Origin of the sequence: Delftia sp. ZNC0008, from assembly GCF_000799035.1 — a bacterium.
Taxonomy (GTDB): domain Bacteria; phylum Pseudomonadota; class Gammaproteobacteria; order Burkholderiales; family Burkholderiaceae_C; genus Comamonas; species Comamonas tsuruhatensis.
Window position 1 is genome coordinate 39,287 of sequence record NZ_JTKZ01000068.1, and the last position, 16,421, is coordinate 55,707.

At 56.6% G+C, this 16,421-nt stretch carries 11 protein-coding genes; 3 read left to right on the top strand and 8 right to left on the bottom strand.

What is annotated here, in order from left to right; translation table 11 throughout:
• On the top strand, nt 1-1,308 hold the full coding sequence (locus L995_RS02310; RefSeq protein WP_047468720.1) for a glycerate kinase type-2 family protein: 1,308 nt from the start codon (nt 1-3) through the stop codon (nt 1,306-1,308).
• A gap of 171 nt (nt 1,309-1,479) precedes the next feature.
• Here L995_RS02310 and L995_RS02315 read toward each other — a convergent pair whose 3' ends face one another.
• Genes L995_RS02315 through imuA form a run of 3 tightly spaced genes read right to left on the bottom strand, consistent with a single transcriptional unit; the run spans nt 1,480 to nt 6,654 of the window.
• Entirely contained in the window at nt 1,480-4,599 is a 3,120-nt protein-coding gene (locus tag L995_RS02315) for an error-prone DNA polymerase (protein ID WP_047468722.1), read from the bottom strand.
• A complete protein-coding gene (locus L995_RS02320) occupies nt 4,596-5,906 on the bottom strand; it encodes a Y-family DNA polymerase (protein WP_047468725.1) in 1,311 nt (436 codons plus the stop codon). The genes L995_RS02315 and L995_RS02320 overlap by 4 nt, the downstream gene beginning before the upstream one ends.
• Nucleotides 5,854-6,654 carry a translesion DNA synthesis-associated protein ImuA gene (gene imuA / locus L995_RS31645; protein WP_156135970.1) on the bottom strand — a complete coding sequence of 267 codons (801 nt, stop codon included), beginning with the start codon at nt 6,652-6,654 and terminating at the stop codon, nt 5,854-5,856. The genes L995_RS02320 and imuA overlap by 53 nt, the downstream gene beginning before the upstream one ends.
• A 354-nt stretch (nt 6,655-7,008) precedes the next feature.
• On the opposite strand from imuA, the gene L995_RS02325 reads away from it, so the two are divergent.
• A complete protein-coding gene (locus L995_RS02325) occupies nt 7,009-7,197 on the top strand; it encodes a DUF3606 domain-containing protein (RefSeq protein WP_047468728.1) in 189 nt (62 codons plus the stop codon).
• A 103-nt stretch (nt 7,198-7,300) separates the two neighbouring features.
• Here L995_RS02325 and L995_RS32730 read toward each other — a convergent pair whose 3' ends face one another.
• From L995_RS32730 to L995_RS02335, 4 genes are all read right to left on the bottom strand, one after another.
• Nucleotides 7,301-8,029: an HNH endonuclease gene (locus L995_RS32730; protein ID WP_156135971.1), complete on the bottom strand. Its 729-nt coding sequence runs from the start codon at nt 8,027-8,029 to the stop codon at nt 7,301-7,303.
• Nucleotides 8,026-9,384 carry an AAA family ATPase gene (locus L995_RS31650; protein WP_082001465.1) on the bottom strand — a complete coding sequence of 453 codons (1,359 nt, stop codon included), beginning with the start codon at nt 9,382-9,384 and terminating at the stop codon, nt 8,026-8,028. Before L995_RS31650 ends, L995_RS32730 begins: the two co-directional genes overlap by 4 nt.
• 375 nt (nt 9,385-9,759) lie before the next feature.
• Complete coding sequence (locus tag L995_RS02330) at nt 9,760-11,706, bottom strand: UvrD-helicase domain-containing protein (protein WP_047468731.1); 1,947 nt, start codon at nt 11,704-11,706, stop codon at nt 9,760-9,762.
• Nucleotides 11,703-14,066 carry an AAA family ATPase gene (locus L995_RS02335; RefSeq protein ID WP_082001471.1) on the bottom strand — a complete coding sequence of 788 codons (2,364 nt, stop codon included), beginning with the start codon at nt 14,064-14,066 and terminating at the stop codon, nt 11,703-11,705. Before L995_RS02335 ends, L995_RS02330 begins: the two co-directional genes overlap by 4 nt.
• 975 nt (nt 14,067-15,041) lie before the next feature.
• Between L995_RS02335 and L995_RS33650 the strand changes: the two genes are divergently transcribed.
• Nucleotides 15,042-15,335, top strand: a complete 294-nt coding sequence (locus tag L995_RS33650; RefSeq protein WP_197065097.1) for a YozE family protein — start codon at nt 15,042-15,044, stop codon at nt 15,333-15,335.
• A gap of 55 nt (nt 15,336-15,390) precedes the next feature.
• Here the strand turns inward: L995_RS33650 and L995_RS02345 are convergent, their stop codons facing one another.
• Nucleotides 15,391-16,419, bottom strand: coding sequence for a glyoxalase superfamily protein (locus L995_RS02345; protein ID WP_047468734.1), 1,029 nt, complete (start codon nt 16,417-16,419; stop codon nt 15,391-15,393).
• Nucleotides 16,420-16,421: the final 2 nt, after the last annotated feature.

Below are 16,421 nucleotides of genomic sequence, written 5' to 3' on the forward strand. Positions count from 1 at the left end.
ATGGACTCGAACCTGAATCCTCGTGAGCTGCTCGAGCGGCTCTACTACGCTGCGGTCCGGCGCGCGCAACCGTCCGAGACGCTCAAAGACTTCCTGCCTGCACCGCCCAAGGGACGCACCTTGGTTCTCGGGGCAGGCAAGGCAGCTGGAGCAATGGCCTATGCAATGGAGGCCACCTGGCCTTCGGACGCCCCGATGAGCGGGCTTGTGGTCACACGCTACCGCCACACGCCCCCGCGGCCGCAAGGCTTGTCCGACCGTATTGAAGTCATTGAGGCATCCCACCCTGTTCCGGACCAAGCTAGCTACGAGGCTGCCGTTCGGATGCTTGCATTGACCGACGGGTTGACCGAAGACGACCAGGTGGTCTGCCTCATGTCCGGAGGCGGCTCAGCCCTGCTGACCTTGCCCATCGAGGGAATGGACCTGGCAGAGAAGCAGCGCATCAATCAGGCCTTGCTGGAATGCGGCGCGGACATCCGTGAAATCAACTGCGTACGCAAACACATCTCGCGCATCAAAGGCGGCCTCCTTGCCACCGCGTGCCACCCCGCGCGAGTTATCACGCTGGCAATCAGCGATGTGCCTGGTGACGATGTATCGGTGATTGCCAGCGGCCCCACCGTTGGGGACGCATCCACCTGCGCTGATGCGTTGGTCGTCCTGGAAAAGTACGACATCTCGGTACCTGACGCAGTGCGCGAAGCGCTTGAGGCTGGCAGGCTGGAAACCCCCAAGCTCAATGACCCTCGGTTTTCCAAAAACGAAGTGCGGCTGATAGCCACGCCCCAACAAGCGCTTGGCGCAGCAGCCGTAGAGGCGAAACGGCTGGGCCTCGATGTGCGAATCCTTGGAGACGACATCGAAGGTGAGTCCCGCGTCGTTGGTATGGAGCACGCAGCAATGGCTCGGGCTTTCATGAAGAACTCAAGCGCCAATCGCACTCCACTGTTGCTGCTATCGGGCGGTGAGACCACCGTCACGGTCAACATGAGCGTCAAAGAAGGACCCCGTGGTCGCGGTGGCAGAGCTGGTGAGTTCTGCCTGGGTCTGGTGGCTGGCCTGCGTGAAGAAGCCAACGTGTGGGCATTGGCTGCGGATACGGACGGCATCGATGGAGTCGAGGGCAATGCAGGCGCCTTCGTGTGCCCTGACACCCTCGCTCGGGCCCGTGACGCCAAGCTGTCGTTGAGCGACTTCCTGGAGCGCAATGATTCCTACGGATATTTCTCCGAGCTCAGCGACCTGTTCGTAACCGGCCCGACCCACACGAATGTGAATGACTTCCGAGCCATTCTGATTCTCTGAAAGAAGGGCCCCATAGGCCCTTTCTTTTGTGTTATCGCAATGACCGGCTCGCTTAGGTCGTGAGCACCACCGCTCCCTCAGAGTGCCCCGCCTCCAGTGCTCGGTGCGCTTGCGCGGCATCTGCCCATGCAAAACGTTTCGCGACCGGCAGCAGCCACTCAGCACATGCTGTTAATGGAAGTCGCGGGAAGTCGTGGACAGCCCACCCAGAATGTGCGACAGGTCTTTGAGCTTGAAGGCAATGAGGTTCTTCACGTCGCCCTCGCGTTGCCACCGCCCATACACCGCGAGCAGCTTTGAGCGCAACACTTCGGGGCGATGCCGCTCTTTGAGGTGAGGCCAGACGATGACTTGCACATTGCCGGTCTCATCTTCAAGCGAGATGAACACCGTCCCCTTTGCTGTCTCGGGCTGCTGACGGACCGTGACGATGCCGGCGTAGCGAACCATCTGTCCTGCACGTACCCGGTCAAGGTCCGAGGCCCGGGCCAAGCGATGCTTTTCGAGTTCGGGCCTCAACAGCAGCATCGGATGGCTGCGCAGCGTGAGACCGACGGTGTTGTAGTCGTGGACGACCTCTTCGCCTTCAAGGGCAGCGGGCAGTTCAAGGAAGTCTTCATCGACCGGGGCGCCCTGCAGGAGCTCGGGTGCGCGTCGCAACGCCGAAGCTTGCCAAACCTGTTGGCGACGATGGCCAGAGAGGCTTCGCAGTGCATCAGCGCCCGCAAGCAACTTCATCTCGTGCTGCTCCAGCTTCGCCCTGTGAGCCAAGTCCTCTGGGTCATCGAACGGACCATGCGCGCGCTCCGCCATGATGCGCCCAGCCGATGCTTCCTTGAAGCCATCTATTAGGCGAATGCCCAGACGCACAGCGGGAGGGTCCGGAAGGTCCTCAAGGGTGCAGTCCCAGTCGCTGTACATCACGTCCACCGCACGCACCTCCACGTCGTGCCGCTGAGCATCTTGCACAAGCTGTGATGGCGAATAGAAACCCAACGGCTGGGAGTTGAGAAGAGCTGCGAGGAACTCGGCAGGATGATGCTTTTTAAGCCAGCAACTGGCGTAGACAAGCAGCGCGAAACTGGCCGCGTGGCTTTCAGGGAAGCCGTACTCAGAGAAGCCTTTGATTTGTTCAAAAATCTGGTGCGCGAAGGCGCGCTCGTACCCGCGTGACGTCATACCTGTGACTATCTTGTCGTAGTACTGCTGGAGCCCGCCCTTACGCTTCCATGCAGCCATTGACCTTCGCAGTTGGTCTGCTTCGCCCGCAGTGAAGCCTGCAGCCAGGATTGCCACTTGCATGACTTGCTCCTGAAAAATGGGAACCCCAAGGGTCCGACCAAGCGCTTCTTTCAGCGCTTCGCTGGGGTACTCCACAGGCTCCTTCCCCTGACGCCTGTTCAAGTACGGATGCACCATGTTCCCTTGTATCGGGCCTGGCCGCACTATCGCGACTTCGATGACGAGGTCGTAGAAGCACTGCGGCTTGAGCCTGGGCAGCATCGACATCTGAGCCCGGGACTCGATTTGGAATACGCCCACCGTGTCTGCCCGCGAAATCATCTGGTACGTCGCGCGGTCCTCCGCAGGGATGTCCTGCATGGAGAAAGCGTAGCCTTTTCGCATGCTGACGAACTCGAGGGAGCGCCGTATAGCGGACAGCATCCCCAACGCCAGCACATCCACTTTCAGCAATCCCAGCGCATCGAGGTCATCCTTGTCCCATTCGCAGATGGTCCTGTCTTCCATCGATGCGTTTTCGATGGGCACGAGCCGCTTGAGGGGCCCTTTCGTGAGCACAAAGCCGCCAGGGTGCTGACTCATGTGCCGAGGCATTCCGATGAGCTGGGAAGTCAGCTTCATCAGCTGCTGCACCACGAGTTTGGAAGGGTCCAGGCCGGACTCCGCAACACGCTGCTCCAGTACCTCGCTGCCATCCCACCAAGCCAAGTTTGACGCCAGCGCCTCCAGTTGCTCGAGCGGGATGCCCAGAGCCTTACCAACATCCTTGAAGGCCATCTTCGCCCGGTACTTGATGACGACTGCGGTCAGGGCGGCTCGGTCTCTTCCGTACTTTCGATACAGGTACTGAATAACCTCTTCACGCCTTTGGTGCTCGAAATCGACGTCTATGTCCGGTGGCTCATTTCGTTCGCGGGAGATGAAGCGTTCGAAGAGGACGCTCATCCGAGCAGGGTCCACTTCCGTCACGCCTATGCAGTAGCAGACCACGCTGTTTGCAGCGCTCCCGCGGCCTTGGCACAAGATGCCCTGAGACTGTGCGAAACGTACGATGTCTGCCACAGTCAGAAAGTAGTGCTCGTAGTTCAACTCGCATATGAGCTCGAGCTCATGTTCTATCTGGGCTTGGACCTTCGCGGGCATGCCACCTGGCCAACGGCGGCCGGCGCCGTCGTATGTGAGTTGCCGCAGGTAACTTGCAGGGGTCTGCCCCTCCGGCACCACCTCCGAGGGGTACTGGTATCGCAGCTCATCGAGCGAAAAGGTGCAGCGCTCTGCAACGCGTAATGTCTCGTTGAGCAAGTCTTCCGGGAAGCGCTGTGCCAGCAAAACACGGCTGCGCATGTGCTGCTCACTGTTGAGCTCGAGGTCAAGGCCACAGTCAGTGAGCGGGCGTCCGACCCGAGTCGCTGTCATCACATCGTGGAGCATCTTGCGGGACCGAAGATGCATTCGGACGTCTCCCGACGCGACCAGCGGAATCGCGGTCAGCTCGCTCACCAAACGCATGCGGTACAGCCACATCTCGTCATCCAGCACACGCTGCATCTCTACAGCGAGCCAGCACCGACCGATGAAGCTGTTGAGCAGCCATCGTGCAATGGTCTCCAACTGGGCGTCGGTCGATTCGCGGGCCGGCGAAACCAGGACCACGCAGTCTGCCAGTGCCGAAGGCTCAATGGCGTCCAGTTCGAGCCGGTAGGTGCCCTTCTCTGCTGAGCGTCTCAAGCTTGTGATGAACTCGCAAACGTTGCCGTATCCCTCGATGTTGCGCGCTATGACGACCAAGGTGAAGGGTGCATCACACACAACCTGAAACTGGCTGCCGTGCAGCACCTTCAAGTCATGCTCTTTGCTGGCCACATGGGCCCGAACGGCACCGGCCATCGAACATTCATCGCACACCGCAATCGCGCTGTAGCCAAGGGCCTTGGCCCTCTTCACAAGCTCTTCCGGCCAGCTTGCTCCCTTGAGGAACGAAAAATTGCTGAGAGCCCGCAGCTCTGCATACGCCGGGATGCCCGCGCGCGTATCGATGCTGTTGCTCATGCGAAAGCTCCATGGAGGTACCACGCGGTCTGGTCCCCGGCCAGCCGCTGCTGAAAGACCCAGAGCACGCCGCAATGTGGACTTTGAGCCACCCAGTAATCGCGAGCGACATTGCCTGTGTATTCCTCCCCGCCGTTATCAAGCCTCTGCCACCACCCGCCTTCGACCCGGTGCGGCCCGGCAAGCAGCTGCAGCACGCCTTGGTACATCGGCTTGTCCCCGCGCATCGACAAGCGCAATGGTTCTGACAGGATGAAGCTGGGCTGCGGGAAGCGGCTGCTGCGTGCACGTTTCCTGGGAAGTGGCTCGGGAGCGGGCTGCCACTGTGCCATCCACTCCAGCCGGTGGTCTTCCACAACGACAGGACGTACGACCTTCTCCGCGCCAAGCCGCGCGGCGACTCGCTCGAGCACCAGTGTGAGAGATTCACCGGACTGGACCGGGTCGGGCAGTAACGACCGGCTGAGCTCTTCCAAAGGATGCACATCCAAGGCTTCCAGCTCAAGGTCGCCCGCGGGGGCAGCGAGCTCAACTTTTGCGAGGTGCTCAGCAAGCAGGCGACATAGATGCTCCACATCGCGCATGGGCTCTGCAGTTCGCACAGTCAGTTCGCCGCCGTCTCCAGCGTCGCGTGCTCGCATGGCATCGTGGACCCAGCGCAGACAGAACGAGGTCGTACCCGCATTTCTGGCAGCAAGCCATCCGCACATTTGAAGCATCAGTCGGCGGGTCCCGAACAAAAGCGCCGGAGCGGAATCGACACGAGACATGAGTTCAAGACGGGCTTTGAAAACCTCCGGTGCTTCAACCCAGTTGTGGGCTTCCGGGCGCAACCCATACGCCTGGTCTAGCGCTGTCAGAAGCTGCTTGTCGAAACGCCGGCTTATCCCGCCCCGTGGCAATGCCCTGACATCGCCAAGCGTTCGGCAGCCCAATTGCGTCAACGTTGTCAGGTGCGGCTTCACCGCAGCCAATGTCTCCATCGGCAGTGGGTCCAGAAGGGTCGTCAGCGCGCCCTTGATGCCGTTTTCATGCCCACCCCGAGCACATGCCAATGCGGCCAGACTGGTGGAGGACCAAGCTATCTGCTCAACCCCCAACGCGGGAACCTCTGCAACGATGCGGTCTCGTAGGGCCCGCTTGCCACCGAACAACCGAACGCTCGCTTCCAGCTCGACGACTACCGCGTTCTCAACAATGGCTGTGCGCGGCGAAAACTGCAGCGCATACATCGAGAGTCCACGCAGTTGGTCATCAAGCGGCGACGTGTGCGGGCCGGAAGGCAGTAGCAGGGCGACCCACAACATGGGGAACCTCTGGAGTGATGAGTGAACTCGGGCGGCGCAATCTTGGGGTCAGGACCGATGCAAGTCCACCTGGCACAGATGCAAGCACCAGGGAGTGTTCCTGCTGCGGCCCCCGTCGCTTCAGGATTTGTACGTTCAGTTCCCAGTCCAGACCAGCTGAAGCCTGTACGCGTAGTGGTGCAGCAGATGACTCGTGCTGAGCGACCTCAGGGCGGCACAAGAAAACTGGCGCTTCGCAGCCCTGAGAGCACACCTGGAGTCGACGCAGCTGGTCGGGTCGGGCTTTCGGCAGCCACGCAATGATGGCGCCCGCAGAGTTGGACTTGATGAGCTGTTCGGTGGCCCAAAGCCTCTCAGACGGGACATCAGCCTTAATCCACACCAGCTGCCTGTCGTTCAGACCCATATGGGTCAGACCAGGGAGGTGTGGGTTGCGCGGCGGTCCGATGACAACGACCTGGCCACCTGCTTCGATGATGGGGCGCAAACCTGGTGCAAGCAACCGCCACTCAACAACTGAAGGCTGGGCCGTCAGCACCTCGGTGACCGAGCGGCGCGGCCACCCACTACCGGGTAGCTCCTTGTCCAACTCGGGCCACCCGGAAGACACCGTCTCCACAATCTGCGAACCCAGCTCGTTGCCGCACCAGACTACCTGGGAGAGGCCGGAAGACTGGACGAACGCGCGCAGGGGCGCAGCATTGCGGCCAGCAGCATCGTGTTGAGCGTAGTTCGGTAGGGTGGACATGGCTGGGAACCTGTTTTTTTATACAGTACCACGAAGCGCGCACCAGTGTCTGCAAGGAAGACGTCACATCCACCACCGTTACATCTCAGGACTTTATTAGCGTCAAGCCTGTATCTAATCTAAGAAAATCTCCCCATAACACGCCAAACAGGCGTCAAGAACCAGCTGTATGAGCTGGCATACCACTGGGGCTCTGTGCTAGTGCTACCCTGTTTTTGAAACGTCACTGCCCCTAGGAAAGCACATGTCGGAACAGGCTGGCAGCCGCTATGGGGCCACACTGGCCTTGCCCTGGGCGAATGAGACCGACCATCGACTCCAGCGGGGCATTGGCCCCTGTACTAGGAGAGCGATATGTCTGACGACAAGACCAAGACCGGCGGTCAAGACCGCACGCGCATCGATGTGAACGAAGACTACGAACTGCGCGACTGGTCCAAGAAATTCAACGTGACCCCGGAGCAGTTGAAGGCCGCGGTGAAAGCAGTTGGCACGAGTTCCGCTGCAGTCGAACAGCATCTGAAGCAATCCCATACACAATGAATCGATGTAGTGGAACGTTTGTAGCTCGTGCCTAATAACCATGGATGCGTCGAGCGCTACCGGATAAATCCAACGCCGTATGGATGTGCTGCCATAAAAGGGATTATGTCGTCGCAGCTTCTCTTCGACGAATGAGCACCTTGGCCACCGCCTTATAGACATCTGCAGCTCGATGCGTGGAAAGCTCTGCAGCTGCACCTACCAGCAAGGAAAGCCGCCCGCCACGTCGCCCCAACCGAGTCTGTAAGGCGCGCTCTTCAAGGACAGCCACATCATTAAGCTCGCAACCTGAAATCGTCCGCCGCCCCTGTGGAGTCAGGCCTGTGAAGACCCAGCCCCTCTTCAAAATGATGTGTTGCGAATATTGATGAAAGTGTGGGCTGACCCATCGGAAGCTGGAGGGGGTAACCGGAAACCCGGAGCCCGGTGGCAGCTGACCGTGTAAGGCAGGAACGTGACGTGCGCCTGCTCCGAGTGAAATTGAGTATATCTTTTTGTAGGTCTTATTAAATCTCTTGAAATTTTTTTCTTTGTTTGAATTGCATGTCCCGCAAGATAGAGCAAGATTTCTAATTTCGAATGTGAACTCTGGATAAATCTTCTTCTCAAGAAAATGCTCCAGGTGATTTGCGTAGTCATCGTATAAAGCGCGACGACAAAAACAACAAACCCCACCTTGGATATCAAAAAGTGATTTTTTCAAACCGTCCTTGAACTTCTTGATGATAGCTTTTCCTACACCGCTATCCCAATCGAGTCCCGCAAGAAGGGCTGCGGACGTACCATCAGGGTAATTGGGTGTCGGGGAGATTATCTGAAAAACCATATTCATTCAACCACCTCTTTCCCAATTAATGCATCGATAACCTCAATCATCGGGTCGTCCATAGTTAATGCTCTGCGAATATCTAGCAATTCAGGAACTAGCGCTAGGAAATTCTTATTATCAAAATCACCTCGCTCTACAAAAGAAATGGCTCGTTGAACTGTATCCACCACCACCTTGTTGCGACTAGAGCCGACGCCAAACTGCCTAAGTAGCAGTTCATCTGCAGAGGCCCCATAATGGACGATGGAAGTCTTTGCAGATTCAGGGGTGATGTCAACTACTGAACTCAGGTCAGGTGCCGAACCCACAATTAGAGGAGAATGTGTACTAATAATGACATGACCGTTGGAAGACATAACTTTCGAGCAGACTTCGAAAACAGCACTCATTAGGTCCCTCTGCCATTGAGGATGAAGATTATTTTCTGGCTCATCAAATAAAAGAACTGTATCCTCACTCACCCCAAAACCCACAGCCAATATACTCGAGTACATATTGTACTCACCAGAGCTAAGCTCAAACAATGAAAAGGAATCCCCACCCCTGATACTATGAACTTCGACCTCCCTAAGTTTTATTATCCCAATAAGCAAACCAAGGCGTATAGCACTCACTGAAAGCATCTCTGAAGCCGGACCAGTATCTTTCAAATTTACAGAGATATTCCTGTAACGCACCCGCCCCTCAATATATTCCTGGAGTTCTTGTATATCGGCTTCAGAAAATTCCTTCAGAATCCATCTTGCCATAGATTGAGAAAATCTAACACCCACATGCGCCCTAGCGCTTTCGCGACTATTGCTCCGAGAAATTAATTCAATAGAATCTTTAATATCGAAAATATCTTTAGATGGAAATTTAAAACCAAAGGTACACTTTACCTCAGGAAAAATTCCCGCATGAGCATGCGCTTGTTTGAAGAATCCCCAGCCAAACCTTTCCATTTTTTCAGATGCAAAAGCAAGGGCCAGCACTGTCTCCATAGGCGCCTTGCGACTGAGAAGGTTGTTCATTACGCGCTGCCCAACATACGTATAGTTTGGCACGTCGAAATTATTTCGACCACGACCAGGTCTTTCTCGTTGAGGGAACCTATCTGCCGTAGACCCAGAAATGCATAGCAGATGCGGTGAAGGTGCAGGAGTAAGTAGGTGAATATTATTTTCAGCATTAAACTCCTCAGGTGATATCAAATAATTAGCAATATGCCGTAATAACGTACTTTTTTGCGAACCATTGTGCCCCGTCACTACCGTAACCGCAGGTTTGCAAGCACCTTCCAGTCCATGCTCAAGCAGCCTTACCTTCCGGTAATCCTCATTCAAGCCACGAAACCCAACTTTAAGAACAACAGCCATTGAAGATTCCTTTAAAAAAATATACAGGCACATAACTGGCCTCGCGGCGATTCACAACGACTCTTTAATTTAAGCCGAACCTCTCTAGGAGGGTTACATAGTTCTTTTTCATTTCCACTTTCAGCGGAGAATATCTGATGGCATTTTGAAGTTAATGCTGGCTCGCCCGTCAATGCACTGCAACACCTTCTTCAGAATCATCACACCTGAAAGCAACTAAACAACGAGCCGTCGAACATGCGCCCCGATGAGGCTCCTGCATGACCTGCTCCCATGCATGACATGCATCTCAAATGCGACGACAGGCCTCTAACGACCTTTACCGAGCCACCCTGGAGGCTGCTATAGCTCGAGAAAAAATGCAGAGAACTAAGGCTACGGAATCTCGACCACCTCCTCCGGAGCAAACCATCCATTCGTACGAAGGTGCGAAAGTGCAGCAGCCGGGTTATGGGACCAGAGAACCAGAGCCAGAGACTCCTCTGCGCGGCTACAAGTCACATAAAGAAGGCGCAGTGTCCGGTCAATGGTTGTTTCGACCCCGTTGCCAGCGTTAGCTCGGTCAGTTGCGCTGAGCGCCAATCCACCAAGAATCTTGTCGTAGTAAAAGAGCGTGCCTCCGGCCATCTTGTCATCCATCACCACCATGACGTTTTTGAACTCCGAACCCTTAACCACTTGATGGGTTGCAAGTTCCGAGCCGCCCGCCAGGTAGGTGCGGTACTTTCGAAGCTGACTCCAAGGCGCCGCAAATAGCTCAGACCAGCCGCGTTTGAGCCTGTCCACTTTGGCTTCATCTGATTTCTTCTGAGGAGGTGGTGGCGCGGGAGACTTGTCAGCAAAAGCCGCGGAAAGCTTTGCATCTACCTCAAAAATACGTGCCGTCAAAATAGGCTGGAGAACTTGCTCCACACTAGCCGCGGGAGTAGAACAGGCCTTGGCGAAATCGCTCAAAGCAACGAGCATTTCATCAATGCGGCTTTCTCTTGCCAGCGCATCTTCCGGTATTCCATCAAGGCACTTATGTTGTCGAAGGACCTCTGTTGCCAAGAACTCATTGAGCGTACCGTCATCGTTAAGGCACGCTTCCAACTGAGCAAGCTCACTGAGCATCAGCCGAGCAGCGGCAGGGCCCTTTTTCTCGAAGCTGCCGCTGGGTGAAGATGAGTTCGGGTCCAGCAGGTCCATGGCCTCGAACACTTCAACGAACGAGCCGCGCTTCGCAACGAGCTTGTGTTCCAGAGCCAGCGTTTGGTAGCCATCATCCCAGGATGCAGAACTTGTTGCCGCCCTCATGTGGTCTGCGCACCAACGCTCTCCAGCCACCTTCTCGTCGTCCGAGAGGTCATTGAGGCCAACGAAAATTCGCACAATTCCCCCATTTTTATCTTTTCGAGGATGTTGCTTCACGCCCGTGGCGGGTTGGGTCCGGCCATCAAGGTCAGCGGCCCATATGTCGTTGATGAGGTCAACGATTCGACGCTGGCTTCGACGGTTCATCTTCAGCTCAGGCGTGGCCCAACTCGCTGGCACATGGCTCGGCAAGTCATCGTGCCCTTCCAAGTAGATTCGCTGCCTATGGTCCCCGATGAGACCCAGCGTGAGCCCGCTTCCCCGTGGCTCCGCAACAGCTAAAAGCGCATCCAAAACTCCCTCTATCGTGTCTTGCGACTCGTCAATCAGTACTACCGGGTAACGGTCCTTCAGAACCGTTCGAAGTGTTGGACGCCTTTCTATAAGCCAAGCAGTGGCTCCAAGCACGTCGCTGTGGACCAGCGCGCCAGGGCCATAAGTGTCCCGGTCCGGGTGATAGATGAATGTCTCCGTCTGCCGGATGGCTTCGATGTCCGCAAGTAGTTTGTCTAGGTCCCGCTGCTTTGCTGCAGTGATGCCCTTAGGCTTGCTCAAGCCAGCGGCAGTGTCTTTGGCGTGCTTCGCTTCCTTCAGCGATATCAACGCTTCACGTATGTCATCGTCAAAGCCACTGATAAGCTCCCAGCAAAATGCATGGATAGTCGAAACTCCGACCAAGTCATTCTCACCAAGCCGCCCTTTGATGATGGCCACAGCGTTCTTGGTGTAAGTCACCACTCGAATTGAACGGCCGTACATCCGCAGGCTCCGCGCGACCTGGCCACCCTTTTCGTGGGCGGTAACTCCCGTGAGGCGCCGCAGCACTTCAATCAACGTGTACGTCTTGCCCGAGCCCGCCCCAGCAAAAAGGAAGAAGCTTCGCGGAGGCGTCTCGGTCAGATATCCACAGATTTCCTCGACGACGCCTGCGTCAAGGTCCTTTTCCTGAGCATCAACCGCCGCGGTCATGCGGACAGCTCCGATGCCATCGACCCTTCGGCTCTTGGTTCTGGCATAGTCCCAAGGTCCGTTTCGGGCTTCTTCTCAGGCTCCAACTGGGTTTGCAGCCATCCCAGCGCATCGGATATGTACTCGGGGCAGACAACGGGCTCCTGGGCCGAAATCATCTCAAACAAGCTGGCAGCAAAGTCACCTTTGCTGAAGCTGCCATGCATCAGTTTATGAAGCTCATGGAGCAACTCCGTACTATTGGCGGCCTTCGTCGCCCGCCTACCTACAGCCCCTAAAGCGCCAATAGGTGGCTTGATACGGACGCCAGCCTCGTCACGCTGAGTCACCATGAGTGACTTAAACCACTCGACATTGGTAAGAATGAGGGAGTCTTCAAACGTACTTGGCCAGGGACCATCTACCTCACCTACCGGGAGCTGCCAAGCGAATCGCACTACACAGCCGGGTATCTCGCTCCACACCAGTTTTCCTTCATCCGGCCTTTTGAAGTCATCCAGCGAGTGCAGCTTGGGGTGCCAACCTCGCAAGGTGTGGTTACCGCATTGCAGTCCGGGCTGGCCGACGTTTGCGACGGCCACTAGCTTCTCTAAGGAGCCATCGCCATCCGTCGACTCGTTCTGCTCTCCCACAGGGTCAATATCCGTGATGATGACGGTGGGTATCTTGAGCTTCTCCAAGAGCGGACGAAGTCGATGTGCATGGCTACCGCCGATATCAAGGTAGGAGACATACCTGCTGCTTAAATTATGGAAATCCCGCTCAATGAACAGCGGAACAAGCATGCGCTCCGCCACACCCTCGACGAAGATGGCTGCGTTGGCGAACAACAGGTCTGTGTGCTGCACGCGAAAGTAGCGTTCAGCAAACTGTCGGGTCTGCTTGTCGTCGCCAAAAACTTGCCCCAGGTTGACCACCTCAGTGGTCGGCATTGAGTTGGTAGAACTCTTTGCAATGCGGCGCACATACCGCAGTCTGTCAAAGTTCTCTGCATGAGCCAAATGACTCGAGTGAGTGCTGATGAGCAGCTGGCTCGTCAGCGCAGAAGCATCCTTCTGCGTCGGGCTGATGAGCTTGTGAGCCTTAGCGGGAAAAATGCGTTGGACCTGCACATGCAGATGGGCTTCCGGCTCTTCAATCATCACCAGATGAACGGGCGGGGGTGAACCCTTTTCAGGTCGTAGCCGAGCGGCTTTAAAAGAAACCAGTTGGTAGCTTAGGGACTGGAGGTTCTGATACCCCAAGCCGATGGAGTACTCAGGCAAAAGCTCTTCAAGGGACTCCTTCTGCATGCTGTACTGGACCGCAGTTCCATGGTTCAGCAGGTCCGCAGTTTGAATGCGAGTGCGGAAGCGAATTTCCTGAGGGTCATGCAACCCTGGATAGCCCAACTCCTTCACTTGCTCTACAGAGTCGGCAAGGGCCTCATGAATTTTCTTGTCCAAGTCTCGTTGTGCATCAGCCACCGCCTTGATGAGGTCTGCGCGATGCCCGTGCCCGGAACTGGTCACGTTCAGGTGCTTTCGAGCAAACTGCAGAAGCTGGTTGGAAAACATGCCGACCCGATGCGGACCAGAAGTAGAGCGCGACTCCGCCTCTTCACTCCCAAGTCCTCGCTGCGCAGCCACGAAGTCAACACGTATCAGCTTTGACAGGCTCTTCCGCTCAATGGCTACGGCATTTGCTGGAAGTTCTTGCTTAACATAGCTCACCATCCCGCTCATCGGATTGTTGTCAGCATCAAGCTTGTATGCGCAAACCTGCCCAAGCTTTGATGGCTCCCTAAGCCAGAAGTCAAGCAGGTCTATGGGCCAGGCAAGCGAGTCATCACCCATGTCTTTCACCGGTGTCCGGGCCAGGCTATAGGCCCACGCAAGCTTTTTGAGCTCCACAACGTCCGCCACCGGCTCAAGCCGCAGACGCAAGCCTACGGCCCCACCCTTCCAACTGAACCTGGACAAGAAAGGCGCCACGTAGTGGTACATGCCCGCTTCCGCCTCGAACCAGAGGTCAAGAGTTGGCATTGCTGAGAGCAATAATTGGAGCTGCTTTTCCCACGGGTCATTGGGGCCAAGGACAGTGGATGGGTCCTCAGTCAGTGCCTCCCACTGCTGCCCGATGGAGCGAAGCTTGGGCCATTGGGAGAGACTCAGGTCGAAAGCGCCGAACGCCGAACCATCAGCCAAGAAGTGACGAAGCGCGGCCAAGATGGAGGTTTTCCCGCTGTTGTTGGCCCCAACTAGAATTGTCGTCTTCGGGTCAATGTCGACTTGAACATTGCCCAATCGCCGAAACTGGCAAAGCTCAAGGAACCGAAGCTTAATGCTCCCGGTAGGAACAGGAATAGTCGTTTCTGACATCGCTCGCACCTCTAAGAGTTCTCTACAGAACATGCTCCAGACGAAATCTGCAGCTCTCATATCAGAGGCACATGTTACAGATAGAAACTCAAAGCGTCAGCCTTCAAAATTCCACACTAAGTCACCCAAGACCCCACTGAACCGCTCCGGGTTTTGGGGAGGATTCCACCCTTGAGAAGATGAAGCTATGAAGAAGTCGAACAAGTCAGCCGAGGTCAACGCCGGCGTGCGCGAGGATGCGTTGTAGTCGTGAATGAGTTCTTCGCCCTCAGGGCTGCCGGCAGTTCAATGAACTCTTCATCGACCGCGGACCGCTGCAGGAGCTTCGGTGCACGTTTCATCACAGACGGGCCCTGTCGCTGAGCCACCTGCTGCGATGGTCCAGCAAGGGATACACTCACACGAAGAGCATTCCGCAGGCTCGCCCGCCCACACTGGCGTAGTCGTTCGCGACAGCGAATTTCTTCTTTGAGTCTTGGTTTTGACCTGCGGTCACTACGGCTTGATGTGTGGGCGCGTCTTTCCACGGTGACCTTGGAGAAAACCATGGCTACCCCTCTCACTCTTGCTCGTCTTGAACAGCTGCGGCGGGCAGCAAGAAGGCTTGAACGCAAAGAGTCCATCCCTCTGTACGAAGCTCAAGACCGCTTGGCCAATAAGCACGGCTATGCAAATTGGTCGTTGATGCACAAGCACAGCAAAGCCGCGGCCACGGCCAAGCCCGTGACTTCAGCGCCAACAGCACGCCTTATGCTCCCAATCCCAGAGCCAACCGCTGTCGTGGTTGGAAGCAGGAGCCGCCAGTACCTCCATGGTGACCAGCACGACGCGGACCTGACTCGCTTCTACTGCCGCAGCTGCGACGAGTTCGTGGCACCGGAGCACTTCCTCGAAAAACATAACCGTAGGGAAACACTCGGGCGCGCACTCGAGGCCTTGACGCGATGGCATCTCCCTTCCAACGAGAGAGCCCACATGCGCCCTGCCAATGCTCACAACATGCTTGAGGACGAAGCCCGCCGAGAGGCTGTGATTTTTCAGAACTCGCGGAGCACCTTCCACCGTTGGCTCGAACGCCGCAAAGGTAAGGACTCTCCGGTGGGTGACCTGGCAACAGATGTCCTCGGAGACACAAAATTCCCAGTGGATGTTCAGTCAGCCGATGAAGCCGTCTCCTACCTGAACTCTCGCTTCGCTACAGAGGCGGCAATTAAGGCGATGAAGCAGGCTTGGCAGCAGTTTGAGGCCAGTCAGAAGCGCAAAGCCTAATCAACCTAGGTTCGTAGCGCCACATCACGCACATGCAGGATGTGGCGCCATTCGCTCAACGCAGCGGGTCACGTTTGATGGTCGGGTGCCAGTGCCCCACGATGCACGATGGTTCAAGCGGCACCCGTATGCTGAAGCCAGCACCACGCCACTTATCAGGTGCGTAGGTAGGTCCATCCAGCAACTCCTGAAAAATCGACTCGAGCGCGGTACCCGCGAACTCCGCCACCGTGCCCGGATGGAGGTTCTCCAGGGGCACATCACACACGAACAGTGTGGGGTCGAATCGATTCTTCAAGACGCGGCGATAGTCGCGCGTGCCCCCAAGGTTGGCAGCTAATGCCGTCAGGTACTCGCTGCCATAGAGCATGTAGTGGCCACACATCTCTATCAAGAAGCGTTCGTTGGCTTCGAAATATACGCGGCCCTCTCGCGTGACCGGGCTGACGTACTCCATGGCCCTTTCCAGATTGTCCTCCGACAACTCAGAGTACTCCCCGCTCAGAAAGATTTTGCGAGCCTGGTCATGGAACTCCTGAATATCCAGCGGGCGAAGGCCTTGCTTGTAAAAGGAGTCGACCGTGGGCGCAGAAGTGCCGTGGCATGCGCGAATTGCACGGTACCGGTCGAGCAGCCGCTCTGCCAGCTCGGCTTTCGAATCCACATGGATGCCGCGGACCTCCAGCACGAGGTCGTCGAGCCAAGTGAGGTCGTCGGACACAAGGTACTCGGGCGGATTGCTGCGAAAAGCCTTCTTGACGTCCGGTCCGATGAAATCGGACATCAGGCGCCAGATGTCAAGGTGCCAAGTGGAGTGCCGGTTCAAGTCCCACACATCCTTGGGCGCCGGCGGACGCTCACTTGCCGATGAGCTCAACAGACGGGACGGCACTACTGTTGTCTGGGTAAGTCGCGCCGCGGCAGAGGCAGCGTTCCAGTCGCGGAAGCCCTCCTCCCGAGCTGCCGCCTCCAGTGCTGCTCCCCTATTAAGCACCTGCCCGCTCAGAGAAAGCTGCGCCTGCAGCTCTCCAGCACGCGCCTTCAAAGCGCCCAGCAAATCATCGCCTTGCAATTGGTTATCCATGG